22 protein-coding genes are annotated in these 23,113 nt (G+C 70.3%); 13 read left to right on the top strand and 9 right to left on the bottom strand.

The features are described 5' to 3' along the window. Positions 1–80: 80 nt before the first annotated feature. Entirely contained in the window at positions 81–464 is a 384-nt protein-coding gene (locus ADL12_RS57220) for a hypothetical protein (protein WP_244188199.1), read from the bottom strand. Here ADL12_RS57220 and ADL12_RS57215 point away from each other — a divergent pair. From ADL12_RS57215 to ADL12_RS38185, 4 genes are all read left to right on the top strand, one after another. Continuing rightward, positions 418–855, top strand: a complete 438-nt coding sequence (locus ADL12_RS57215) for a hypothetical protein (protein ID WP_341846395.1) — start codon at positions 418–420, stop codon at positions 853–855. The genes ADL12_RS57220 and ADL12_RS57215 overlap by 47 nt on opposite strands. A 273-nt stretch (positions 856–1,128) precedes the next feature. Further along, the gene (locus ADL12_RS38195) at positions 1,129–1,485 is read left to right on the top strand and encodes a YciI family protein (RefSeq protein ID WP_062711576.1); all 357 of its coding nucleotides are present in this window, start codon (positions 1,129–1,131) and stop codon (positions 1,483–1,485) included. Positions 1,486–1,532: 47 nt separating this feature from the next. Beyond that, positions 1,533–2,807 carry an RNA polymerase sigma factor gene (locus ADL12_RS38190; protein WP_062711573.1) on the top strand — a complete coding sequence of 425 codons (1,275 nt, stop codon included), beginning with the start codon at positions 1,533–1,535 and terminating at the stop codon, positions 2,805–2,807. A gap of 142 nt (positions 2,808–2,949) precedes the next feature. Then, positions 2,950–4,959: a cell wall-binding repeat-containing protein gene (locus tag ADL12_RS38185; protein ID WP_062711569.1), complete on the top strand. Its 2,010-nt coding sequence runs from the start codon at positions 2,950–2,952 to the stop codon at positions 4,957–4,959. On the opposite strand, the gene ADL12_RS38180 is transcribed toward ADL12_RS38185, so the two are convergent. Beyond that, the gene (locus ADL12_RS38180; RefSeq protein WP_062711566.1) at positions 4,949–6,181 is read right to left on the bottom strand and encodes a class I SAM-dependent methyltransferase; all 1,233 of its coding nucleotides are present in this window, start codon (positions 6,179–6,181) and stop codon (positions 4,949–4,951) included. The genes ADL12_RS38185 and ADL12_RS38180 overlap by 11 nt on opposite strands. Before the next feature lie 90 nt (positions 6,182–6,271). Here ADL12_RS38180 and ADL12_RS38175 point away from each other — a divergent pair, with 90 nt between their 5' ends. The 4 genes from ADL12_RS38175 to groL all read left to right on the top strand — a co-directional run bounded on the left by ADL12_RS38175 (position 6,272) and on the right by groL (position 10,484). Beyond that, positions 6,272–7,264 carry a polysaccharide deacetylase family protein gene (locus ADL12_RS38175; RefSeq protein WP_062711563.1) on the top strand — a complete coding sequence of 331 codons (993 nt, stop codon included), beginning with the start codon at positions 6,272–6,274 and terminating at the stop codon, positions 7,262–7,264. Then, a complete protein-coding gene (locus ADL12_RS38170; protein WP_244188198.1) occupies positions 7,261–8,127 on the top strand; it encodes a polysaccharide deacetylase family protein in 867 nt (288 codons plus the stop codon). Before ADL12_RS38175 ends, ADL12_RS38170 begins: the two co-directional genes overlap by 4 nt. A gap of 303 nt (positions 8,128–8,430) precedes the next feature. After that, positions 8,431–8,739, top strand: a complete 309-nt coding sequence (gene groES, locus ADL12_RS38165) for a co-chaperone GroES (RefSeq protein ID WP_055493212.1) — start codon at positions 8,431–8,433, stop codon at positions 8,737–8,739. Between the two features lie 119 nt (positions 8,740–8,858). Next, positions 8,859–10,484: a chaperonin GroEL gene (gene groL / locus ADL12_RS38160; RefSeq protein ID WP_062711560.1), complete on the top strand. Its 1,626-nt coding sequence runs from the start codon at positions 8,859–8,861 to the stop codon at positions 10,482–10,484. Between the two features lie 74 nt (positions 10,485–10,558). Here the strand turns inward: groL and ADL12_RS38155 are convergent, their stop codons facing one another. From ADL12_RS38155 to ADL12_RS38140, 4 genes are all read right to left on the bottom strand, one after another. Further along, on the bottom strand, positions 10,559–11,251 hold the full coding sequence (locus ADL12_RS38155; protein WP_062711557.1) for an ester cyclase: 693 nt from the start codon (positions 11,249–11,251) through the stop codon (positions 10,559–10,561). Between the two features lie 114 nt (positions 11,252–11,365). Then, a complete protein-coding gene (locus tag ADL12_RS38150; RefSeq protein WP_062711554.1) occupies positions 11,366–12,139 on the bottom strand; it encodes an SDR family NAD(P)-dependent oxidoreductase in 774 nt (257 codons plus the stop codon). A gap of 43 nt (positions 12,140–12,182) precedes the next feature. Continuing rightward, the gene (locus ADL12_RS38145; protein ID WP_062711551.1) at positions 12,183–13,715 is read right to left on the bottom strand and encodes a multicopper oxidase family protein; all 1,533 of its coding nucleotides are present in this window, start codon (positions 13,713–13,715) and stop codon (positions 12,183–12,185) included. 148 nt (positions 13,716–13,863) lie between these two features. Next, the gene (locus ADL12_RS38140) at positions 13,864–14,532 is read right to left on the bottom strand and encodes an MOSC domain-containing protein (RefSeq protein WP_062711548.1); all 669 of its coding nucleotides are present in this window, start codon (positions 14,530–14,532) and stop codon (positions 13,864–13,866) included. Positions 14,533–14,612: 80 nt separating this feature from the next. Here ADL12_RS38140 and ADL12_RS38135 point away from each other — a divergent pair, with 80 nt between their 5' ends. After that, complete coding sequence (locus ADL12_RS38135) at positions 14,613–15,515, top strand: LysR family transcriptional regulator (protein ID WP_062711545.1); 903 nt, start codon at positions 14,613–14,615, stop codon at positions 15,513–15,515. Between the two features lie 49 nt (positions 15,516–15,564). Here ADL12_RS38135 and ADL12_RS38130 read toward each other — a convergent pair whose 3' ends face one another. Next, a complete protein-coding gene (locus ADL12_RS38130; protein ID WP_062711542.1) occupies positions 15,565–15,894 on the bottom strand; it encodes a WhiB family transcriptional regulator in 330 nt (109 codons plus the stop codon). A gap of 381 nt (positions 15,895–16,275) precedes the next feature. Between ADL12_RS38130 and ADL12_RS38125 the strand changes: the two genes are divergently transcribed. The 4 genes from ADL12_RS38125 to ADL12_RS38110 all read left to right on the top strand — a co-directional run bounded on the left by ADL12_RS38125 (position 16,276) and on the right by ADL12_RS38110 (position 20,938). Next, complete coding sequence (locus ADL12_RS38125) at positions 16,276–16,887, top strand: response regulator transcription factor (RefSeq protein WP_003948568.1); 612 nt, start codon at positions 16,276–16,278, stop codon at positions 16,885–16,887. 565 nt (positions 16,888–17,452) lie between these two features. Next, positions 17,453–18,040, top strand: a complete 588-nt coding sequence (locus ADL12_RS38120) for a sigma-70 family RNA polymerase sigma factor (RefSeq protein WP_062711595.1) — start codon at positions 17,453–17,455, stop codon at positions 18,038–18,040. Positions 18,041–18,193: 153 nt separating this feature from the next. Next, positions 18,194–19,696, top strand: coding sequence for an IMP dehydrogenase (gene guaB / locus ADL12_RS38115; protein ID WP_062711539.1), 1,503 nt, complete (start codon positions 18,194–18,196; stop codon positions 19,694–19,696). Positions 19,697–19,813: 117 nt separating this feature from the next. Then, on the top strand, positions 19,814–20,938 hold the full coding sequence (locus tag ADL12_RS38110) for a GuaB3 family IMP dehydrogenase-related protein (protein WP_062711536.1): 1,125 nt from the start codon (positions 19,814–19,816) through the stop codon (positions 20,936–20,938). A 79-nt stretch (positions 20,939–21,017) separates the two neighbouring features. Here ADL12_RS38110 and ADL12_RS38105 read toward each other — a convergent pair whose 3' ends face one another. Then, complete coding sequence (locus ADL12_RS38105) at positions 21,018–21,515, bottom strand: hypothetical protein (RefSeq protein WP_062711532.1); 498 nt, start codon at positions 21,513–21,515, stop codon at positions 21,018–21,020. Between the two features lie 147 nt (positions 21,516–21,662). Next, positions 21,663–22,871, bottom strand: a complete 1,209-nt coding sequence (locus tag ADL12_RS38100; protein WP_062711529.1) for a nucleotide sugar dehydrogenase — start codon at positions 22,869–22,871, stop codon at positions 21,663–21,665. Positions 22,872–23,113 lie beyond the last annotated feature (242 nt).

Genomic DNA, 23,113 nt, shown 5'->3' with positions numbered 1-23,113 from the left:
CCGGCAGGCATCCATCCCCTGCCCAGCACCACCGGCCGCTTTCCCGGCATCCAGGAAAACCCAGGTCCGCCCAGGAAACCTCAGCTCATCTGCGACGCTACGCGACCGTGATGTACGGCGCGGTCGGCGACGTCAACGGCGACGGCCGCGACGACCTCGCGCTGCACGCGTACTGCGGCGATGGCGTCTACTGCAAGAAGTTCTACACGGCGTCGGCCACGGGCCTCACACCCTCCGCCGTCCCCGCGGGAGACGGCGGCGTAGGGCTCGGCGACGTGAACGGCGACGGTTACGACGACGTGGTGGTCGGCTTCCGGTACGACGAGAAGATCGAGGTCGCGTACGGCTCGCCGTCCGGCGTCACGGCCCCCAGCACCTGGAAGTCGTACAGCCAGGACACCCCCGGCGTGCCGGGCGCTGGAGACCCACGACGCCTTCGGCTCCGCCGTCGCGGTCGGCGACATCACCGGCGACGGCATCGACGACGTGGCGGTCGGAGCGCCCGGCGAGGAGTTCGGCCACGGCGACGCCGCGGGCGTCGTCGACATCCTGCGCGGCAGCCGCACCGGACTGACGGGGTCGGGCGCCCAGGCCTTCACCCAGAACACGGCCGGGGTGCCCGGTACCGCGGAGCTCGGCGACACCTTCGGCAGCGCCGTCCGACTCCTCGACATCAACGGCAACGGCTACGCCGACCTGGCCGCCGGGGCCATGGGCGAGGACAACGACAACGGGGCGGTATGGGAGCTGAGGGGGCGCCCGACGGGCATCGTGACGGACGCGGCGCTGGTGTTCGGGGGCCGGGCGGTCGGGGCGCCGTATGCGAGGGCGGGGTTCGGGGCGGAGACGGAGTAGGCCACGCCGGCGCGTGCCCGGCCACGTCCACGGCGAACGGCACGGTGCCGACCTCCGCACGCCGTCCCGCGCTCCCGCGATCTGCGTGCCGTGGGCGTCCAGGATCTCGGTGAGACGGTCGCCGTAGCGGGCGGAAGAGGGCTCTGCCTGCGGAAACGCCGACCGAGAAAAAATCTGGAAGAAATCCGGGGAGCGTGTCGATTCCCGCGCCGCCCGATCGACGCAGGGGTGAGAGGCCGGGAAGGACCCGGTCACCGACCCTGAGGAGTCACCATGCCGCGCTACCTGTCCCTGGTCCGGATCGACGAGGCCAACGCTCCCGCCGAGGGCCCCAGCCCCGAGCTCATGCAGCGGATGGGGGAGCTGCTGGAGGAGATCACCAAGGCCGGCGTGATGCTCGACACCGCCGGGCTCACGCCGTCGTCGCAGGGCACCCGCGTGCACTGGGACGGTGAGAAGACCTCGGTCACCGACGGGCCGTTCACCGAGTCCAAGGAAGTCATCGGCGGCTACGCGATCATGCAGTGCAAGGACAAGGCCGAGGCGCTGGAGTGGGCCTCGCGGTTCCTGAAGGTCCACGGGGAGGAGTGGCAGGTCACCTGCGAGGTGCGGGAGATCGCCGAGGGCTGACCTGCCCTCCTTGGATCCACAGTCGTACGGGTGTTGCATGGTGGGCTGTGACCCCGCAGCCCACCGCAGACCCGCACGGCGCCATCGAGACCGTCTTCCGTATCGAGTCCCCCCGCGTCATCGCCGCCGTCGCCCGCACCGTCCGCGACGTCGGCATCGCCGAGGAACTCGCCCAGGACGCGCTGGTCGCCGCGCTGGAGCAGTGGCCCCGGGACGGCGTCCCCGACAACCCCGGCGCCTGGCTCATGGCCACCGCCAAGCATCGCGCCGTGGACCTGATCCGCCGCCGCGAGAACTACGCCCGCAAACTCCAGGAGATCGGCCGCGACCTGGAGACGACGGCACCGCCCGAGGAGCCGTCCGCCCTCCACGACCCCGACGACATCGACGACGACCTGCTGCGCCTGGTCTTCACCACCTGCCACCCGGTGCTGTCGCCTCAGGCCCGTATCGCCCTCACCCTCCGTCTCCTGGGCGGCCTGACCACACCCGAGATCGCCCGGGCGTTCCTGGTGCCGGAGTCCACGGTCGCCCAGCGCATCGTGCGGGCCAAACGCACGCTCGCCACCAAGAACGTCGCCTTCGAGGTCCCGTACGGCTCGGACCGCGAGGCCCGCCTCGGCTCGGTCCTGGAGGTCATCTACCTGATCTTCAACGAGGGGTACGCCGCCACCGCAGGCGACGACTGGCTGCGCCCGTCCCTGTGCGAGGACGCGCTGCGCCTGGCGCGCGTGCTGTCGTCCCTGATGCCGAAGGAACCGGAGGTCCACGGCCTGACCTCGCTGCTGGAGTTCCAGGCGTCCCGCGCGGCGGCCCGCACCGGCCCGTCGGGCGAGCCGATCCTTCTCCAGGACCAGAACCGCCGCCGCTGGAACCGCATGCTCATCGCCCGCGGCATCACCGCCCTCGGCCGCGCCGAAGCCACCGCGACGAGCGCCCCCGGCCCGTACGTCCTGCAGGCCGCCATAGCCGCCTGCCACGCGCACGCGTACTCCTACGAGGAGACCGACTGGGCCGCCATCGCCACCCTCTACGGCCTGCTCGCGGCTCGCGCCCCGTCCCCGGTCGTCGAGCTCAACCGCGCGGTCGCCGTGTCGATGGCGGACGGGCCCGGGGCGGCCCTGGAGATCGTCGACTCCCTCGCCGCCGTACCCGCTCTGCGGGAGTACCACCTGCTGCCGAGCGTGCGTGGCGACCTGCTCGCACGCCTGGGGCGTACGGCGGAGGCGCGCGCGGAGTTCGCGCGGGCGGCGGAACTCACGGAGAACGAGCGGGAGCGGGAGCTGCTGCGGATGAAACTCCGTTCACTTCCCCCACAGTGATTGCTCAGTGATCGCTCAGTGATTGCTCGGTAAACCATTCCCTTCCTGGTCAGGGACGGTTTACAGTTGCGCGGCTGCCCCAGCCTGCGTGACGCCTTCCGCGGTCCGGCAGCCGTTTCCGACACCCGTGGGGGGTACACGCATGGGATCTTCAGGATCCGCCAGATCTGCCGCGCGCCGCAGACTCGTCGCGCTCACCGCCGCGACGGCCCTCGCCGCCTGCACCGCCGTCGCGCTCGCACCGGGCGCGTCCGGCGAGACCGAGTGGACCACGACCAACGGCATCCTCACCGCCGACATGGACGGGTCCGTCTCCCAGCTCACCGAGGACGGCTCGGCGCCGCCCGTGAAGCGGCTCTCGAACGCGATGAAGCCCGCCTGGTCGCCGGACGGCAGCCGCATGGCCTACGTCAACCAGACGACGGGACGCGTCAACGTCGTCCGGTACGACTTCACCGGCCCCGTGGAACTCCCGGTCAAGACGACCAACTCGATCCTCGCCGACGACCCGACCTTCTGGGGCAGCGGCAGCCAGGTCGTCTTCTCGCTCAGCGGCCGGCTGCGCGTCGCCCCGTCCGACGGCACCGCCTACGAGCGGCACCTGTTCACCACCGCGCAGGAGGGCTGCGACACCCAGCCCAGCGGCGCCCTGGACGGCAAGCTGGCGTTCATCCGCTCGGGCACCACGTGCAGCGGCGACACCCGCTACGGCTCCGTATGGCTCTACGACGGCCCGACCGGCGCCTTCACCAAGCTGGTGGACGGCAAGGCGAACGCCCCGGCCGTCTCCCCGGACGGCACCAAGGTCGCGTACACCCTGGGCGACAAGCTCTACACGGTCAACGTGGACGGCACCGGGGTGACCCAGTTGGCCGCCGACGACACCGGTTACCTCAGCAAGCCCGCCTGGTCCCCCGACGGCACCCGGCTCGCGTACCAGCTGACGACGACCGCGCAGAACCTGGAGAACCACGTCCTCGACCTCGCCACCGGCGCCGTCAAGGTCATCTACAACACGCCCACCACCGCCAAGTGGGACCTCGCCTGGCAGCCGCTGCGCAAGAACGGCGTGGGCCGGGTCTGGGGCGCCGACGTCTACGGCTCCAACATCGCCGGGTCACGCTGGACCTGGAACACCGTCGGCCAGACCGAGGCCGGCCTGGTGAACGCCTCCTCCGCCGTCCTGGTCTCCAAGGACAGCCAGGCGTACGCGCTGACGGCCCCGGCTCTCGGCGGCAGGAAGGGCGGCCCGGTGCTGCTGACGCCGGCCGACTCCCTCTCCTCCGCCGTGCAGACCGAGCTCAAGCGCATCCTCAAGCCCGGCGCGACGGTCTACCTCGTCGGCGGCACGTCCATCCTGAGCAGCTCCGTCGCGTCGAAGGTCTCCTCGCTCGGCTTCACCCCGAAGCGCCTGGCGGGAACGTCCCGTTACTCGACCTCGGTCGCGGTCGCCAAGTCGATGACCAGCGCCCCCGAGAACGTCTTCCTCGCCACCGGCACCGACTACCACTCCGCGCTGGCCGCCGCCTCCGCCGCCGGTGGCCAGGGCAGGACCGGCAAGTCCGTCGTCGTCCTCAACAACGGCAACCAGCTGACCTCGTCCGTGAAGTCGTACCTGAACAGCCTCGACCCGCGCGTGGCGCGCATCATCCCGGTCGGCGGCTCGGCGAAGTACGCGCTGACCCACACGACCTTCTCCAACTGGCCGTCGTCGTACACCTACTACCCGATCGTCGCGAGCACCCACGAGGCCACGGCTGCCACGCTCGCCCGCTTCTGGTGGCGCGGCCCGGGCAACGCCGCGCTCGCCTCCGTCGACAGCTGGCGCGGCGGGACCACGGCCGCCGCGGCGATGAACGTCTACGGCCCCCTGCTGTGGACGCGAGTCGACGCCCTCTCCACCGACACCAGGTCGTACCTGGTCAGGGGTGCCGCGAACGTCAACTACCTGGCCGTCTTCGGCGGCACCGGCTCGGTGTCCACGGCGGCGCTGGACTCCGCGGGCGCGGCGATCAGCGCGAGCAGCAGCCTGTGGAACTACACGCCGTACTACAACGGCGTGGAGCCGGCGACGAGTTCGAGCACGGCCATGAAGACGGCGCCCACGACCCGTCCGGACCTGACCGCGCTGCGGACGACGGTCACGCAGTAGCCGGTCCCGCAGTAGCCGGTCCCGCAGTAGCCGGTCCCGCAGTAGCGGGTCCCGCGGGGGCGCCGATCAGCATGGTCGGTGCCCCCGCGACCCGGGTCAGGAACACGGTCGCCGAGTGAGGGCCGGACGGCTTGACCTTCTTCCGCAACTCCTCCGGCTCAACGGCCGACCCACGCTTCTTCACGGTCAGGATCCCGACCTCCCGCTCCCGCAGCAGCGCCTTCAACTTCTTGACGTTGAAGGGGAGTTGGTCGGTGATCTCGTACGCCGTGGCATACGGGGTCGGGTGCAGCCCGTCGGCGGTGACGTAGGCGATGGTCGGGTCGATCAGCCCGCCCTGAAGCTCCTCGGCCACCTCGGCGACCAGGTGGGCGCGGATGACGGCGCCGTCGGGCTCGTACAAGTACCGCCCGAGCGGCCGTACGTGGGGATCGGGAAGCCCCTTGCCGAGCAGGCTGCGCGGCCCGGGCAGCAGCGTCGCCCGCACCGCACCGGGCTCGGTCCCGAACCACAGCACCGCCTCCTTCACATCCCCGCCGTCGGAGATCCACTCGGCCTCGGCCTCGGCCGGAATCGCCTCGTGCGGCACTCCGGGCGCGATCTTCAGCGCGGCACGCGGAGCTTTGCGGGCCGCCTCGACGGCCCAGGACAGCGGAGGCGAGTAGGCCTCGGGATCGAAGATGCGGCCGCGTTTGGAGGAACGCCGCGCCGGGTCGACGAACACCGCGTCGTAGCCGTCGGTGCCGACCTCCGTGACGTCCGCCTCCCGCACCTCGATGAGGTCGTCGAGCCCCAGCGCCTCCGCGTTCGCCCGCGCCGCCGCCGCGGTCCCCGGATCCCGGTCCACCGCCAGCACCCGGATCCCGGCCCGCGCCAACGCGATCGCGTCGCCCCCGATCCCGCAGCACAGATCGGCGACCGACCCGACCCCGAGTTCCTTCATCCGCCGGGCCCGATACGTCGCCACACTCGCCCGCGTCGACTGCTCGACCCCGTTCGGCGTGAAGAACATCCGCCCCGCGTCCTCGGCCCCGAACTTCGCCACCGCCCGCTGGCGCAGCCGCGCCTGGCCGAGCGCCGCCGACACCAGCTCGGCGGGGTGCTCGCGGCGCAGCCGGGTGGCGACGGCGAGTTCGTCGGCGGGGTCGGTGTCGCGTACCGCGTCGAGGAGGGCGCGGCCCTCGGGGGTGAGGAGGCAGGAGAAGGAGGCGAGGTCGTTCACCGGGTCATTGTCGGCCAGTCGGTGGATGGTCCGCCTCCGGCGGCGGTGTCGGCCGGTCTTCGGGGCGGGTGCCTGCGAGGATCCGGCTCCATGCGAGTAGTACGACAAAATGACAAAAGTCGCCGCAATGGAGCAGCCACGGGGCGCCGTCGTCGCGCAGCCGGGCGTTCACGGATCCGTGGCGGAATCGCCGCGCTCACTGCCGCCGCCATCGCCTCGGGGTGTGCCCAGGGTGACGGAGGCGGACGAGACGGCGGAGGCGGACATGCGGCCGTACGCCCCACGCCGAGCGGGCGGCCCCTCAAGGCGCCGCCCCCGGTAGAAACCCCGGACGCGCATGCCAAGAAGTTCCGGTCCGCGCACGCCGCCCGGGTCGCCGCCGCGAGGCGCTGGCGTCTGGCGCGCGTCCCGCTCACGCCCCCATCGCCACCCACCAGGAAGCCGGAGATCACCACCCGCAACGGCTTCGAGGTCGACGGGCACGCGGAGCTCGGCCTTCCGCCGGTCTTCACGACCGTCCCCACCAAGCAGCGGGTCGTCTTCCTCACCATCGACGACGGCGCCGAGAAGGACCCGGCGTTCCTGCGGATGATGAGCGACCTGAAGGTGCCGTACACCGCCTTCCTCAGCGACTACCTGATCAAGGAGGACTACGGCTACTTCAAGCGGATGCAGCGAAGCGGCGTCGTCCTGAACAACCACACCCTCCACCACCCCTACCTCCCGGCCCTCTCGTACCACCGCCAGAAGTATGAGATCTGCGGCATGCAGGAGGTGATCGAGAGGCGCTACGGCAAGCGCCCGCTGCTCTTCCGCCCGCCCTTCGGCAACTACAACAGGAACACCCTGCGCGCCGCGAAGTCCTGCGGCATCGAGTACGTCCCCCTGTGGAACGAGGAGGTCTTCGTCGACCACTGGGACTACCGCGAGTGGGACCGGAAGATCCGCCCTGGCGACATCGTCCTCAGCCACTTCCGGGGCAGGGCCGACTGGAAGGGCACAATGCCCGACATGATCCGCCGATTCCTGAACAAAGTGACGGCCGAGGGGTACGCGGTGGCCCGGCTGGAGGACTACCTGTGAGGCCGGCGCCGGCACCGCTGCCGGCGCTCGTACGTGCTCTGGCAGCCGTCGTCCTGGCGCCCGTTCTGCTCGCCGGCTGCGCCCGGTCGGCCGTATCGGACGACCCCGGCGGTGGGACGGGCGAGAAGGCGGCACAACAGGCACGGTCGGCCAACGGCCTGACGCCCACAGCGCAGCCGTACCGCCGCTGGGGTCTCACCGCCCCGTTGCCCGCGCCCCCGTCCCCACCCGCCCGGCGGCAGGTCTCGCCCGGCGGTGATCGGCGGCCCGGGCACGATCCGCTGCCCGTCGTGGACCGCATCCGCACCCGCGACAGGGTTGTCTTCCTCACCTACGACGACGGCGCCGAGAAGGACCCCCGCTTCGTCGACATGGTCCGTGAACTACGGCTGCCCGTCAGCATGTTCCTCACCGACAGCGTGGTCGGTCCGGGCTACGGCCACTTCGCGCGCCTGCGGTCGGTGGGCGCGTCGATGCAGAACCACACCCTCGACCACGCCGCCCTGCGCGGTCTGCCGTACGCCGGCCAGCGCGCCGAGATCTGCGGTCAACAGAACAAACTCCGTGCCCGCTTCGGCATCCGGCCCCAGCTCTTCCGGCCGCCCTACGGCACGTACGACACCACCACGCTCCGTGCGGCAGCCGACTGCGGCGTGCGGGCGGTGGTGCTGTGGCGGGCGGCGATGGAGGGCGACGGCGAGCTGACGTACGCGGAGGGACCCCACCGCCTGCGCGCCGGCGACATCGTCTCCGTCCCTTCGGGCGAACCGACCGGCCTGAGCCTGAGGGAGCGAACGACGAGGCTGCTGCGGGAGGTCCAGGGAAGGGGGCTGACGGTGGGCCGTTTGGAGGACTACGTCTGACGGAACTTTTCGGTGCCGGTCCGTGCATCCCAGCCCGTCTGGGGTCGAAGCGGGGGTCGGGGGGCGGCAGCCCCAGGGGCGCTCACGGCAACCCCGATGACCAGGAACCCGGCTCGGCCGGCGCCGCGAATTAGCAGTCCGCTTGACCGAGTGCTAATCACGGTCATAGTCTCGGCTCTGGCACTCCCCACTGGAGAGTGCCAACTACGCGACGGGCAGGTCCGGCACCCGCGACGACGGATCGACCTGGTCGCCACCTCAGACAGTTAACCCCGTGAGATCTCCGAAGGGGGAGGTCGGATCGTGACGACCGCCAGCTCCAAGGTTGCCATCAAGCCGCTCGAGGACCGCATTGTGGTCCAGCCGCTGGACGCCGAGCAGACCACGGCCTCTGGCCTGGTCATCCCGGACACCGCCAAGGAGAAGCCCCAGGAGGGCGTCGTCCTGGCCGTGGGCCCGGGCCGCTTCGAGAACGGCGAGCGCCTGCCGCTCGACGTCAAGACCGGCGACATCGTGCTGTACAGCAAGTACGGCGGCACCGAGGTGAAGTACAACGGCGAGGAATACCTCGTCCTCTCGGCTCGCGACGTGCTCGCGATCATCGAGAAGTAGTCACCTCGAGCATTCAGTTGCTTTCAGCTGCGCCCCTGGCCCCCGCGACCAAGTAAGAAGCCGGGCGCCCGGGGCGCAGTGTCTTTTTGAACCCACTTTCCGAGAGGGCTCCCGCTGTCATGGCGAAGATCCTGAAGTTCGACGAGGACGCCCGTCGCGCCCTCGAGCGCGGCGTCAACAAGTTGGCCGACACGGTCAAGGTGACGATCGGCCCCAAGGGCCGCAACGTCGTCATCGACAAGAAGTTCGGCGCGCCCACCATCACCAACGACGGCGTCACCATCGCCCGTGAGGTCGAGGTCGAGGACCCGTACGAGAACCTCGGCGCCCAGCTGGTGAAGGAGGTGGCGACCAAGACCAACGACATCGCGGGTGACGGTACGACCACCGCCACCGTGCTCGCCCAGGCGCTGGTGCGCGAGGGCCTGAAGAACGTGGCCGCGGGCGCCTCCCCGGCCGCCCTGAAGAAGGGCATCGACGCCGCCGTAGCCGCGATCTCCGAGGACCTGCTCGCGACGGCCCGCCCGATCGACGAGAAGTCCGACATCGCCGCCGTGGCCGCGCTCTCCGCGCAGGACCAGCAGGTCGGCGAGCTCATCGCCGAGGCGATGGACAAGGTCGGCAAGGACGGTGTCATCACCGTCGAGGAGTCCAACACCTTCGGTCTGGAGCTGGACTTCACCGAGGGCATGGCCTTCGACAAGGGCTACCTGTCGCCGTACATGGTGTCCGACCAGGAGCGTATGGAGGCCGTCCTCGACGACCCGTACATCCTGATCAACCAGGGCAAGATCTCCTCCATCCAGGACCTGCTGCCGCTCCTTGAGAAGGTCATCCAGTCGGGTGCCTCCAAGCCGCTGCTGATCATCGCCGAGGACGTCGAGGGCGAGGCCCTGTCGACCCTGGTCGTCAACAAGATCCGCGGCACCTTCAACGCGGTCGCGGTCAAGGCCCCCGGCTTCGGTGACCGCCGCAAGGCGATGCTCCAGGACCTGGCGGTCCTCACCGGCGCCACGGTCATCTCCGAGGAGGTCGGCCTCAAGCTCGACCAGGCCGACCTGGACGTGCTGGGCTCCGCCCGCCGTGTCACGGTCACCAAGGACGACACAACCGTCGTCGACGGCGCCGGCAAGGCCGAGGACGTCACGGGCCGCGTCGCCCAGATCAAGGCCGAGATCGAGAACACCGACTCCGACTGGGACCGCGAGAAGCTCCAGGAGCGCCTCGCGAAGCTGGCCGGCGGCGTGTGCGTGATCAAGGTCGGCGCCGCCACCGAGGTGGAGCTGAAGGAGAAGAAGCACCGTCTGGAGGACGCCATCTCCGCGACCCGCGCCGCGGTCGAGGAGGGCATCGTCTCCGGTGGTGGCTCCGCGCTGGTCCACGCCGCCAAGGTGCTCGAGGGCGGCCTCGGCAAGACCGGCGACGAGGCCACCGGTGTCGCCGTCGTCCGCCGCGCGGTCGTCGAGCCGCTGCGCTGGATCGCCGAGAACGCCGGCCTGGAGGGCTACGTCATCACCTCCAAGGTCGCCGAGCTCGAGAAGGGCCAGGGCTTCAACGCCGCCACCGGCGAGTACGGCGACCTGGTCAAGGCCGGCGTCATCGACCCGGTCAAGGTCACCCGCTCGGCCCTGGAGAACGCCGCCTCCATCGCCTCCCTCCTCCTCACGACCGAGACCCTGGTCGTCGAGAAGAAGGAAGAGGAAGAGCCGGCGGCCGGCGGCCACAGCCACGGGCACGCGCACTGAGCTCAGCCGCTCCGCGTTCGTACAAAAGGCCCCGTTCCGTCACAGCGACGGAGCGGGGCCTTTCCCCTTCGCGGTCACTGACCGAGTACCCCAAGCTGCTCCAGCAGCCCCGCCCGGTCGTAGAGCCAGCGGCTTTCGCAGATCTTCCCGTCCCGCAACCGCTGCCAGGTCATGCCCTGCATGGTCACTTCCTGTCCGGTCGCCGGAATCCCCAGGAACTCACCTTTGTGCCGCGCGACCCATGTCCACCGGGTGCACACCTGGTCGTCCTGCGCCATCTGGTCGTCGATCCGGAAGGTGAAGTCGAAGGCGGCGTACCAGCCGGCGTACACCTCGCGCATCCCGTCGATGCCCTGGACGGGCTGCGGGTACGACGGATCGTGATCCGCGTAGTCGTCGGTGAGGTGCTCACCGATCCGCCCCGGCTCCGTCTTGCCCATGGCCTCGAAGAAGGACCGCGCGGCCAGGGTGTTCAGCTGCTCGTCCCGCACGACGTCGAGATCGGTGAACGTCGGCGTCTCGTCACAGAGCGCGACCATCTCCTCGAAGATCCGATTGGTCTCAGGAAGGTTGGAGTTCCGCATCGCCTCCTCGTACGACGGAAACTCCACGATCTCGATGAAGTGCGACGCGTCCGACCGGTCCTTGCCGATCACGTCGTGCGTCGCCGTCCGCTTCCCCTTGGTCTGCTCGACCCACCTGTCCATCAGCCGGTTCATCTCGTCGAAGCGGCTGGTCCTGCAGTCGATGAGCTGTACGAAGGTCATGACGTCATCGCCTCCCGGCCCCCCTGGGCGCGACCGAACAGCACTATTGTCCCCGCCGCAGGGGCGCTGTGCCTGTCGGCGTCGGCGAACCGGCCGAACCGGCCGGCAGGGCCTTTACTGCGGCCCGTACTTCCGTCCCGTCCTCGAGCTGATCCCCCCGAGCAACCCCCGAGGCACCAGCTTTGTCGCGCCCATCAGCACCTTGTACCGAGGGTCCGGAATGGACAGGGACTTCCCCCGCGCCAGGTCCTCCAGCGCCGCAGCCGCCACCTTGTCCGCATCCAGCCACATCCACCCCGGAATGTTGTCCGTCCCCATCCCTGCGCGCTGGTGGAACTCCGTCCGTACGAACCCCGGGCACAGCGCCATCAGCCGCACCCCACTCCCGGCCAGGTCCCGCGCCGCCCCCTGCGTGAACTGCACGACCCACGCCTTGGACGCGCCGTATGTCCCGCGCGGCACGAAGGCCGCCACCGACGCGACGTTGACGACACCCCCGCGCCCCCGCTCCCGCATCGCCGCCGACGCCGCCGAGGTCAGCCGCAGTACCGCCTCGCAGTGCACCTTGAGCATCATCAGCTCGTCGGCCATGGAGACGTCGAGATAGCGGCCCTTGTTTCCGAAGCCGGCGTTGTTGATCAGCAGGTCGACGGGGTTCCTGCGGTCGCCGAGGCGGGCGGCGACGGCCTCGATGCCGGTGTCCTCCGCCAGGTCGGCCGTCAGCACCTCCGCCTCGATGCCGTGCCGGTCGTGCAGCTCCGTCGCCTGCTCCCGCAGCCGCTTGGTGTCCCGGGCCACCAGGACGAGGTCATGCCCGTCAGCAGCGAGCCGCCGCGCGAACGCGGCGCCGATGCCCGCGGTCGATCCCGTAATCAATGCCGTTGTCATGGCGCAAGATTAGTGACCCGGACCGTGCGCCTCCGCTCCTTGCTCAGCCGTGCTGGTGCCCCGAGTGACCGAGTGTCCCGCCGCCACCCGACGGCGCCTGCGCCCGCTGCCCCTTCTCCACCACCACGAACTGACCCATCATCCCCTCGTCCTCGTGGTAGAGCAGATGGCAGTGGTACATGTACGGCGTGTCCGGATCCGCCGGCCCGGTGAAGCGCAGCGCCAGCTTCATGGTCGTCCCGTTCGGCAGGAAAACCGTGTCCTTCGGTCCGCGTAGCGCCGGCGGCGGTGCCTCACCGTTCACCTCCAGCACCCGGAACTGCACGTCGTGCACATGGAAGTTGTGCGGCATGCCGTTGCTGTTGCGGACCGTCCACACCTCCGTCGTCCCGCGCGTGACCGTCTCGTCGACGCGGCCCATGCCCATCGACCGCCCGTTGATACCGGACCGCTTCAGGTCGAAGTACCTGCCCCGCACCGCATCCGTGCCGTCGGGTGTCTCCAACTCGCCCAGCCCGGTGGGTATCTCGGGCGAGGGCCGGAGCTTCCTGGCCGCCCGCAGCTCCAGGACGTCGAAGGAGTCGTCGCCCCCACCGAACCTGCGCTGCCAGCTGTCCCCGTAGTTGTCCTGCGGAAAGCTGCGCAGCATCACGCGCTCACCCGCCCGCATCCGTACGACGATCTCGGCTCGCTCGCCCGGCGACAGCTGGACACGCTCCATGGACTCGGGCCGCTCCAGCAGACCTCCGTCCGTCGCTATGAGCGACAAGGCGCGGCCGTCCGGGAATCCGAAGGCGTAGGTGCGTGCCGTCGAGGCGTTGAGCAGCCGCAGCCGTATGAGCTCGTCGCGGACCTCCCGGTAGGGACGCAGTGTGCCGTTGACCATCGTCCGGTCGCCGAGGAAGCCCACGTTCTGCATGATCTTGCGGCCGCCGTCGAGCTTTGCGCCGTCGAAGCGCACGTCCTGCACGATGACGGGCAGGTCGTCGACGCCGTACCGCTTCGGCAGGGAGAGCTTCGTGGACCGCTGGTCGTCGAGGATGAACATGCCGGCCAGGCCCTTGCGCACATGCTGTTCGGTCGAGCCGTGCGGGTGCGGGTGGTACCAGAGCGTCGCGGCGGGCTGGTCCACGGTCCAGTGGGGAGTCCAGGTACCGCCGGGGTGGATCATCTGATGCGGGCCGCCGTCCATCCGTGCGGGCAGGTGCATGCCGTGCCAGTGCACGCCGGACGCCTCGTCGAGCCCGTTCGTGATGCGTACACGGACCCTCTCACCGCGGGCCGCGCGCAGCGTCGGGCCGAGGTAGGAGCCGTTGAAGCCCCAGGTCGGGGTCTTCCGGCCAGCCTCGAACTCCGTCTCGCCCGCGCGCATGCGCAGGTCGAAGACGCGGGTGCCGTCCTTGTCGACGGACGACTCGGCCAGGGGCGGTATCGCCAGCGCGTTGTCGAACGACGCCTTGCCGACCGTGCTGACGTCGGCGCCGGTCCACAGCCAGGCGAACAGGCCGCCGACCGCCAGCACGAGGACCGTGACGACGGAGCCGAGAACGATGAGGACGCGCTTGAAGCGAGACATGCTTCGAGCGTCCTCGATCACCGCTCGCCGAACATCCGGGTCGTCCCCCGGAGGACCCCGAGTCAACCCCCGGCGCTTGTCCGGGGTTTCCCCCTAGGAGCCGTGCGGCGCCTGCCCGACCGACACCCCGGCCCTGAGTGACGTCCCGTCAGACCCCGTACTTCGCCACGTACTTCCGCGCCGCCTCCAGCGACTCCGGATGCAGCGCCTCACCCGCCGCCAGCAGCCGCGGCAGCAACTTCCGCTCCGTCGTGACCGCCCGGAACTGCAGCGCCACCGTCACGTCGTGACCGGGGCGATGGACGATCTCCATCGCATCGCCCGCCCGGATCTCGCCCGGCTCGATCACCCGCAGATACGCGCCCGGCGCACCCTTCGCCGTGAACCGCTTGACCCACTGCTTCTCACCCAGATGGCCCTGGAAGGTGAGACAGGGAATCCGGCCGCACGTCACCTCCAGCACCACCTCGGACCCGATCCGCCAGCGCTCGCCGATGAGCGCGCCGGACACGTCCAGGCCAAGCGTCGTGAGGTTCTCGCCGAACCCGCCGTTCGTCAGCGACCGCCCCAGCTCGCGCTCCCAGTCGTCGAGGTCCTCGCGCGCCACCGCGTACACGGCCTGGTCGTCGCCGCCGTGGTGCTCCTTCTTGCACACCGCGTCTCCGGCCAGCCCACTCCCCCCGATGCCCTTGGGCCCCGGTGCCGCCACCCGTACCGGGCCCGTCACCGGCCGCTTGTCGATGCCCGTCACGTCTTCGGGATCATCCGCGTACGGCACGGCCTTCGGACGGCCCAGGTTCACAGACAGAAGCTTCATGGCGGCACGGTAGGTGACCGTCAGCCAAAGCGTCCATGCACTATTCGGCGCTTTATCCAAGGCTCGCTTATGCTCGACGGGTGATCGAGGCTCGTCATCTCCGCGTGCTGCGCGCCGTCGCCGCCACCGGCTCCTTCTCCGCGGCGGGGCGCGATCTGGGCTGCACCCAGCCCGCCGTCAGCCAGCAGATGAAGGCCCTGGAGGCATCCGTCGGCACGCCCCTGCTGATCCGCAGCGGGCGCGAGATGCGGTTGACCCAGGCCGGTGAGGCGCTGGTGCGGCACGCCGCCGGGATTCTGGCGGGACTCACCGCCGCCGAGGAGGAGGTCGCCGCCATCGCCGGGCTGCGGGCCGGGCGCGTCCGCCTCGTCTCCTTCCCCAGCGGCAGCTCCACCCTCGTCCCCACTGCCCTCGCCGCCCTGCGCGCCGCACACCCCGGCACCCGCGTCTCCCTGGAGGAGGCCGAGCCGCCGAAGTCCGTCGAGTTGCTGCGCGAGGGCGACTGCGACGTAGCCCTCGCCTTTCGGTACGAGGGTGCCGCGGGCTGCCCGGAAGGGGAGTGGGACGACCTCGTCGTACGCCCCCTGCTGACGGACCGTCTCGTCGGCCTCGTACCCGCACGGCACCGGCTCGCGCGCGCGGAGTCCGTCGCCATCGGGGACCTCGCGGCCGAGCCGTGGATCGCCGGATGCCCGCGCTGTCGAGGGCAGTTGGTCGAGGTGTGCGAGAGCGCGGGCTTTACGCCCCGTATCGACTTCGCCACCGACGACTATCCGGCGGTCGTCGGCCTTGTGGGCGCCGGCCTCGGTGTGGCCGTCCTGCCCCAGCTCGCCGTCGAGTCCGTACGGCCGCGAGGCGCGCGCACGGTGGTGTTGGAGCCGGCGGTGCGGCGGGAGATCGTCGCCCTCACCCTGCCCGACCTCGCGCAGGTGCCGGCGGTGGCGGCGACGCTCGAGCAACTGACGAGGGCTGCTGCCCGCTAGCGAAAAACAAGGGCACGCGTGCGCGTGCCCTGTATGGAGAAACGTTCCTTCAGTTGCGGGGGCCGACCTCTCCGCTGGTCGTCGAGGCCGAGACCAGCCGGTTGCGCGCCCGCCCCATCAGCTCCTCACGCTCGTCCTCGGTCAAGCCGCCCCACACGCCGTACGGTTCGCGTACGGCCAGCGCATGCGCCGCGCACTGCGCGCGCACCGGGCACCTCATGCAGACCTCCTTGGCCGAGTTCTCACGAGCGCTCCGGGCCGCACCGCGCTCACCCTCCGGATGAAAGAAGAGCGAGCTGTCCACCCCGCGACAGGCAGCCAACAGCTGCCAGTCCCACAGGTCCGCGTTCGGTCCGGGAAGGCGGGAGAAATCTGCCATTGCGTGACCCCTTGTAGCCGTTCTGGGCGGATACGGTGTCCACGACCGTACATCTACGATCTAAGGAGATGAAAATATGACTCATTGCGAATCTAGCCTCAGACGCCAACAAATGGGAAGAAAAAGGGCTGAATGGGGCATGGGTTGTGATGAAACATTGAGGGTCCGTCGTGCATGTCTGCCCCGTGTCCGTCCCCTCACGTAGAGTGCCGAAGATGGCACACGGCCCCGTAACTCTTTCGAGTGACCGTCGTTGAGAGGGCGGAGGCGGTTGAAGGAACAAGCGCTCGGGCAGGCGTCCGAGACGGTCGACCGCACAGGTGACGATTTCGTACCAGCCTGGAGGCTCAAGGTGACGTGCATCAGCTGCGGAGGGCGGCCATGACATCCGTCCTCGTCTGCGACGACTCCCCGCTTGCCCGAGAGGCGCTTCGCCGTGCGGTCGCGACCGTGCCCGGCGTCGAGCGCGTAACGACGGCGGCCAACGGCGAGGAAGTCCTCCGCCGCTGGGGCGCCGACCGCTCGGACCTGATTCTGATGGACGTACGCATGCCCGGTCTGGGCGGCGTCGAGACCGTGCGGCGGCTGCTGTCCGCCGACCCCGGTGCGCGCATCATCATGCTCACCGTCGCCGAGGACCTGGACGGAGTGGCCCTCGCGGTCGCCGCCGGTGCCCGCGGCTATCTGCACAAGGACGCCTCGCGCGCGGAGTTGCGCGCCACCGTCACGCAGGCCCTCGCCGACCCCACCTGGCGGCTCGCCCCGCGCCGGCTGCGCTCCGCCGAGATGGGCGCCGCGCCGACGCTCACCGCGCGTGAGATCCAGGTGCTGGAGGGCATGAGCCACGGCCGCTCCAATGCCGAGATCGGCCGCGAGCTGTTCCTCTCCGAGGACACCGTCAAGACGCACGCCCGACGCCTGTTCAAGAAGCTCGGCGCCTCGGACCGGGCGCACGCGGTGGCGCTCGGCTTCCGGTGGGGCCTGGTCCGGTAGGTGGGCCTGAGAGCCTGTCCGCAGGCCCCCGCCTGCGCCGCGGCGTCCGGTACGCACTCTCCCGGTCTCGGCTTCGGTCGAGCGGGGGGACCCCCGCGCGGCGTTGCACAACCGCCCACGTGGCTCCGCCACGAGGGCGCTCCGGCTCCTTGCGATGGCACGCTCCCCCACCCTCGAACCGCGCTTCGCACGGCTCGGGCGGGAGGTGCCCCCACGACGCCGCGGCGCCGGTCCTGCGGGCGGACGACGGGGGCCTGCGGACAGGCTCCCAGCGGGGGTACGGGGATCCCCGCCCGCCGCGTGGTGGGCGGGGCGGCTTTTCGCAGTGCGGGTCGGCGCGTTTACCGCAAGGTGAGCGGTGGTGGCAAAGCGGCCTGCCGGGTGCCCGCTGCTCGTTTCGGCGCGGATGCCGCATCCTTGAGATGTGGAGTCTCTCGGGGACGAGTCGATCGAGCGGAAGGGGAGGGCGCAGGGGATGAGTGCCGGCGCACCTGCTCATAACGCTTCGGTGCACAACATCGGGCGCGATGCCACGGACCAGAACGCCGCAAGGCACCATGGACCGATGCGCGAGGACGAGGCGGCTCATGCCCAGGGGGCGATCGGTGCACTCGTCCACCGCGCCGTGGACGGGGACGAGCAGGCCACGCACGATCTGCTCGCGCACGTCCACCCCTTGGCCCTGCGCTACTGCCGCACCAGGCTGTCCCGCCTTCCGGGCGACGCCCGTCACTTCGTCGAGGACCTCGCGCAGGAGGTCTGCGTCGCGGTCCTTCTCGCGTTGCCGCGCTACAAGGACACCGGCCGCCCCTTCGAGGCGTTCGTCTTCGCCATCGCCGCGCACAAGGTGGCCGACCTGCAGCGGGCGGCGATGCGCCACCCCGGCTCGACGGCCGTGCCGTCCGACGAGATGCCGGAACGCCCGGACGACTCCCTGGGCCCGGAGGAGCGGGCGCTGCTGAGCAGCGACGCCGAATGGGCCAAGAAACTGCTGGCCAACCTGCCCGAGAACCAGCGGGAGCTGTTGCTGCTGAGGATCGCGGTGGGGTTGACCGCGGAAGAGACGGGTCAGATGTTGGGAATGTCACCCGGCGCAGTGCGGGTGGCCCAGCACAGGGCGCTGAGCAGGTTGCGCGCGCTGGCCGAGCAGTAGCGCTCCCCTGAGTGCGCCCCAAATGAACAGGCTTCACCGCGGTTCCGTACGAACATACGAAGCCTGAAGCCGCCCAGAACCGTGGAATGAGTCAGCCATGCTTCCCGTTAGCATGGACATCCGCACCGATCAAGGCCATTTGGGGAAGGTGTCATGACTGCCAACGTCGACGGAGTGCCCGGAAAATTCGCGACACTCGGGCTGACCTACGACGACGTGCTGCTGCTGCCGGGCGCATCCGAGGTGCTCCCCAACGCGGTCGACACCTCGTCCCGCATCTCCCGCAATGTTCGGGTGAACATCCCGCTGCTCTCGGCGGCCATGGACAAGGTGACCGAGTCCCGCATGGCCATCGCGATGGCCCGCCTCGGCGGCGTCGGCGTGCTCCACCGCAACCTCTCCGTCGAGGACCAGGTCAACCAGGTCGACCTGGTGAAGCGGTCCGAGTCCGGCATGGTCACCGACCCGATCACGGTGAACCCGGAGGCGACCCTCGCCGAGGCCGACGCCCTGTGCGGCAAGTTCCGCATCAGCGGCGTCCCGGTCACCGACCCGGCCGGCAAGCTGCTCGGCATCGTCACCAACCGTGACATGGCCTTCGAGTCGGACCGCAGCCGTCAGGTGCGCGAGGTCATGACACCGATGCCGCTGGTCACCGGCCAGGTCGGCATCTCCGGCAGCGACGCGATGGAGCTGCTGCGCCGCCACAAGATCGAGAAGCTTCCGCTGGTCGACGAGGCGGGCATCCTCAAGGGCCTCATCACGGTCAAGGACTTCGTCAAGGCGGAGAAGTACCCCAACGCCGCCAAGGACGCCGAGGGCCGCCTCCTTGTCGGTGCCGCCGTCGGCGCCAGCCCCGAGGCCCTGGAGCGCGCCCAGGCGCTCGCCGAGGCCGGGGTGGACTTCCTGGTCGTCGACACCTCGCACGGCCACAACAGCAACGCCCTCAGCTGGATGTCGAAGATCAAGTCGAGTGTCGGCGTCGACGTGATCGGCGGCAACGTCGCCACGCGTGACGGCGCCCAGGCCCTGATCGACGCCGGTGTCGACGGCATCAAGGTCGGTGTCGGACCGGGCTCCATCTGCACCACCCGCGTGGTCGCCGGCATCGGCGTCCCACAGGTCACGGCCATCTACGAGGCCTCCCTCGCCGCCCGCCCCGCCGGCATCCCGCTGATCGGCGACGGCGGCCTGCAGTATTCCGGCGACATCGGCAAGGCGCTCGCCGCCGGCGCCGACACCGTGATGCTGGGCTCGCTGCTCGCGGGCTGTGAGGAGTCCCCGGGCGAGCTGTTGTTCATCAACGGCAAGCAGTTCAAGTCGTACCGCGGCATGGGCTCGCTGGGCGCCATGCAGTCCCGCGGCCAGGGCCGGTCGTACTCGAAGGACCGCTACTTCCAGGCCGAGGTCGCCTCCGACGACAAGCTCGTGCCCGAGGGCATCGAGGGCCAGGTGCCCTACCGCGGCCCGCTGGCCAACGTGCTGCACCAGCTCGTCGGCGGTCTGCGCCAGACCATGGGCTACGTGGGCGCGGCGACCATCGGCGAGATGGAGAGCAAGGGCCGCTTCGTGCGGATCACCTCCGCCGGTCTCAAGGAGAGCCACCCGCACGACATCCAGATGACCGTCGAGGCGCCGAACTACAGCCGCAAGTGACGGCCACGCACGCGTGAGGCTCGGTCGAGGGCGGTCCCGGAACATCCGGGGCCGCCCTTGTCGTACCCGTCGGCGATACTGGAAGACGCTGAAACGCATCAGGGAAAGGCCACAGACGTGACTGAGATCGAGATCGGGCGCGGCAAGCGCGGCCGCAGGGCGTACGCCTTCGACGACATCGCCGTCGTCCCGAGCCGCCGTACGCGAGACCCGAAGGAGGTCTCGATCGCCTGGCAGATCGACGCCTACCGCTTCGAGCTGCCCTTCCTGGCCGCCCCCATGGACTCGGTCGTCTCCCCGGCCACCGCGATCCGCATCGGCGAGCTCGGCGGCCTCGGCGTACTGAACCTCGAAGGGCTGTGGACGCGGTACGAGGACCCGCAGCCGCTGCTCGACGAGATCGCCGGGCTGCCGACGGAGGCCGCCACGCGCCGCCTGCAGGAGATCTACGCCGCCCCCATCAAGGAGGAGCTGATCGGGCAGCGCATCAAGGAGGTGCGCGACTCGGGCGTGGTCACGGCCGCCGCGCTCTCCCCGCAGCGCACCGCCCAGTTCTCCAAGGCGGTCGTCGACGCGGGCGTGGACATCTTCGTCATCCGCGGTACGACGGTCTCGGCGGAGCACGTCTCCGGTGCGCACGAGCCGCTGAACCTGAAGCAGTTCATCTACGAGCTCGACGTCCCGGTGATCGTCGGCGGCTGTGCCACCTACACCGCGGCGCTGCACCTGATGCGCACCGGTGCGGCGGGTGTCCTGGTCGGCTTCGGCGGCGGCGCCGCGCACACCACGCGCAACGTCCTGGGCATCCGGGTGCCGATGGCGACGGCGGTCGCGGACGTGGCGGCGGCCCGCCGTGACTACATGGACGAGTCCGGCGGCCGGTACGTGCACGTGATCGCGGACGGCGGCGTCGGCTGGTCCGGCGACCTGCCCAAGGCGATCGCCTGTGGCGCCGACGCGGTCATGATGGGCTCTCCGCTCGCGCGCGCGACCGACGCGCCGGGCAAGGGCCACCACTGGGGCATGGAGGCCGTCAACGAGGAGCTGCCGCGTGGCAAGAAGGTCCACCTCGGCACGGTCGGCACCATCGAGGAGGTCCTGACGGGCCCGTCCCACACCCCGGACGGCTCGATGAACTTCTTCGGCGCCCTGCGCCGCGCCATGGCCACGACCGGCTACAGCGAGCTCAAGGAGTTCCAGCGCGTCGAGGTGACGGTGGCGGACTCGCAGCACCAGCGCTGACGCCGCGCCCGGCTCGAACGCAAGGGGGCCCGGACCACCGAGAGGTGTTCCGGGCCCCTTCGCATGGGTGCGGGACGGCTCAGGCCGCGGCCTTCTTCGCGCCGGAGAACGCGGCGAACGCGCCGATGCCGAGGAAGACGAAGGTCAGAGCGTCCGCATCCTCGCTCCAGAGCTTGGTCACCACGTCGAAGTGGTCGGTGAGGACCGTGGTCACGGAGACGCCGAGCTCGTCGGCGCCGATCGCCGCGATGCCGATGAGCTGGCCGAGGTAGACGGCGCCCAGGGAGAGGATCGCGCTCAGAACGGGCAGCGCCGGGTTGGCGCCGCCGATCTTGCCGGCGGCGAACCCGATGACGAAACCGACGCCGACCGCGGCGTAGCCGATCTCGTACTCGGTGGCGCCGACGATGCCGCCGTAGATGCCGGCGGTGACCAGGGCCGCCACGACAGCGGCGACGATGCCGAGGGCGATGTTGTTGCGAGCGGGCGCGGGCGCGGGCGGGGCCGGGGGTACGGCGTCCGGCTGCTGGGCGAACGGGTTGCCGTCGGTGGGCTGCGGCGGCACTGACTGGGTCATGACAGGAATCCCCCCACGGGACTGGTCCACAGGACCTTGAATGAGCGGTGTGACTGCGCACGACTGTGCGACGAGACGCCGAAGAGTAACAGGCCGACCGCCCCGCTTCGCCAGTGATTTGGCAGGGCAATCGGTGGCTGTTCGTGGTCAGAGCCGGTGCGCCGCCCCCATCGGCGTCGCGCCCCGCGTGTCCAGCAGAAGCTGGGCCTTCACCGACAGGCCCTGGAGGTCGTAGGTGCGGTGCTGCTGGAGCAGGATCGTCAGGTCGGCGTCGGCGGCGGCATCGTAGAGGGAGTCCGCGCGCGGCACCGGGCGGTCCAGGACGTTCCAGGATGCGATGTGCGGGTCGTGGTAGCTGACGGCTCCGCCCAGTTGCATCAGGCGGATCGCGACCTCCTGGGCGGGCGTGGACTGCTGGTCGGCGAGGTCGGGCTTGTAGGTGACGCCGAGGAGGAGGATGCGGGCGCCGCGCGCGGACTTGCCGTGCTCGTTGAGGAGCGTGGCGGCGCGCTGGACGACGTAACGAGGCATCTGGCTGTTGACCTGCTGGGCCAGTTCGACCATCCGCAGGGTGCGGCCCGCGGGGGCGGTCAGCTCCTGCGGGACGGCGTGTCCGCCGACGCCGGGGCCTGGGCGGAAGGCCTGGAAGCCGAACGGCTTGGTCTCCGCGCAGCGGATGACGTCCCACAGGTCGACGCCCAAATCGTGGCAGAGGACGGCCATTTCGTTGACGAGGGCGATGTTGACGTGCCGGAAGTTGGTCTCCAGCACCTGTACGGTCTCCGCTTCGCGCGGTCCACGCGCGCGTACCACCTTGTCGGTGAGACGGCCGTAGAAGGCCGCGGCCGACTCGGTGCAGGCGGGGGTGAGGCCGCCGATCACCTTGGGGGTGTTGGCGGGAGTGAAGTTGCGGTTGCCGGGGTCGACGCGGGTGGGGGAGTAGGCCAGGTGGAAGTCACGGCCGGCGCGCAGCCCCGAGCCCTCTTCCAGGAGTGGGCGCAGGACGTTCTCGGTGGTGCCCGGGGGGACGGGCGACTCGAGGATGACGGTGGTGTGCGGGCGCAGTCGCTCGGCCAGGGTGCGGGCGGCCGCCTCCACCTGGCTCAGGTCGAGCCCGCCGTCCGCGCCGCGCGGGGTCGGCGCGCAGATGACGGCGGTGCGCACGCGGCCGAGCTCGGCGGGGCTGGTGGCGTGCCGAAAGCCCCCCGCCAGCATCCGGCGCAGCTCGGCTGGGCTGAGCGAGCCGGCCTCCGGCCCGGTCCGGTAACCGAGCGTGGGGATGCCGGCGGCGACGGCGGCCTGGGCCAGGGGCAGGCCGTACAAGCCGAGTCCGATGACGGCGAGATCTGCGGGCATGGCGTGGGCCGTCCTTCCCAATAACCGAAGCGGGGTGGGTGCGCAAGCCCTGTGGACAGGACGAGGGAGCGCAATGTCAGACTAGGAGTAAATATGACCGATTTGCGGGATTGGGCGTTGGCGTTTCCGTGAGTGTTGTCCACAGGCTGGGAGCGAGTGGTGGCTGAAGTCGGGCAACCCGGTCAGAATTTGGGCATGGGGGGTACGAAGCGGGCTTCGCCCGACGGGTGCGGCCTACGCGA

The organism is Streptomyces regalis (assembly GCF_001509475.1).
GTDB lineage: Bacteria > Actinomycetota > Actinomycetes > Streptomycetales > Streptomycetaceae > Streptomyces > Streptomyces regalis.
Note: the sequence above shows the minus strand (reverse complement) of the source record. Positions and strands in the feature narration are given on the sequence as shown.

What these genes read in the sequence shown, in the direction of transcription:
- guaB (WP_062711539.1), top strand. Translation starts at nt 18,194, where the DNA reads ATGACTGCCAACGTCGACGGAGTGCCCGGAAAATTCGCGACACTCGGG.
- ADL12_RS38155 (WP_062711557.1), bottom strand. Translation starts at nt 11,251, where the DNA reads ATGACCTTCGTACAGCTCATCGACTGCAGGACCAGCCGCTTCGACGAG.
- ADL12_RS38185 (WP_062711569.1), top strand. Translation starts at nt 2,950, where the DNA reads ATGGGATCTTCAGGATCCGCCAGATCTGCCGCGCGCCGCAGACTCGTC.
- ADL12_RS38145 (WP_062711551.1), bottom strand. Translation starts at nt 13,715, where the DNA reads ATGTCTCGCTTCAAGCGCGTCCTCATCGTTCTCGGCTCCGTCGTCACG.
- ADL12_RS57220 (WP_244188199.1), bottom strand. Translation starts at nt 464, where the DNA reads ATGTCGCCGACCGCGACGGCGGAGCCGAAGGCGTCGTGGGTCTCCAGC.
- ADL12_RS38195 (WP_062711576.1), top strand. Translation starts at nt 1,129, where the DNA reads ATGCCGCGCTACCTGTCCCTGGTCCGGATCGACGAGGCCAACGCTCCC.
- ADL12_RS38140 (WP_062711548.1), bottom strand. Translation starts at nt 14,532, where the DNA reads ATGAAGCTTCTGTCTGTGAACCTGGGCCGTCCGAAGGCCGTGCCGTAC.
- ADL12_RS38125 (WP_003948568.1), top strand. Translation starts at nt 16,276, where the DNA reads ATGACATCCGTCCTCGTCTGCGACGACTCCCCGCTTGCCCGAGAGGCG.
- groL (WP_062711560.1), top strand. Translation starts at nt 8,859, where the DNA reads ATGGCGAAGATCCTGAAGTTCGACGAGGACGCCCGTCGCGCCCTCGAG.
- ADL12_RS38120 (WP_062711595.1), top strand. Translation starts at nt 17,453, where the DNA reads ATGCGCGAGGACGAGGCGGCTCATGCCCAGGGGGCGATCGGTGCACTC.
- ADL12_RS38105 (WP_062711532.1), bottom strand. Translation starts at nt 21,515, where the DNA reads ATGACCCAGTCAGTGCCGCCGCAGCCCACCGACGGCAACCCGTTCGCC.
- ADL12_RS38130 (WP_062711542.1), bottom strand. Translation starts at nt 15,894, where the DNA reads ATGGCAGATTTCTCCCGCCTTCCCGGACCGAACGCGGACCTGTGGGAC.
- ADL12_RS38100 (WP_062711529.1), bottom strand. Translation starts at nt 22,871, where the DNA reads ATGCCCGCAGATCTCGCCGTCATCGGACTCGGCTTGTACGGCCTGCCC.
- ADL12_RS38150 (WP_062711554.1), bottom strand. Translation starts at nt 12,139, where the DNA reads ATGACAACGGCATTGATTACGGGATCGACCGCGGGCATCGGCGCCGCG.
- ADL12_RS38175 (WP_062711563.1), top strand. Translation starts at nt 6,272, where the DNA reads ATGCGAGTAGTACGACAAAATGACAAAAGTCGCCGCAATGGAGCAGCC.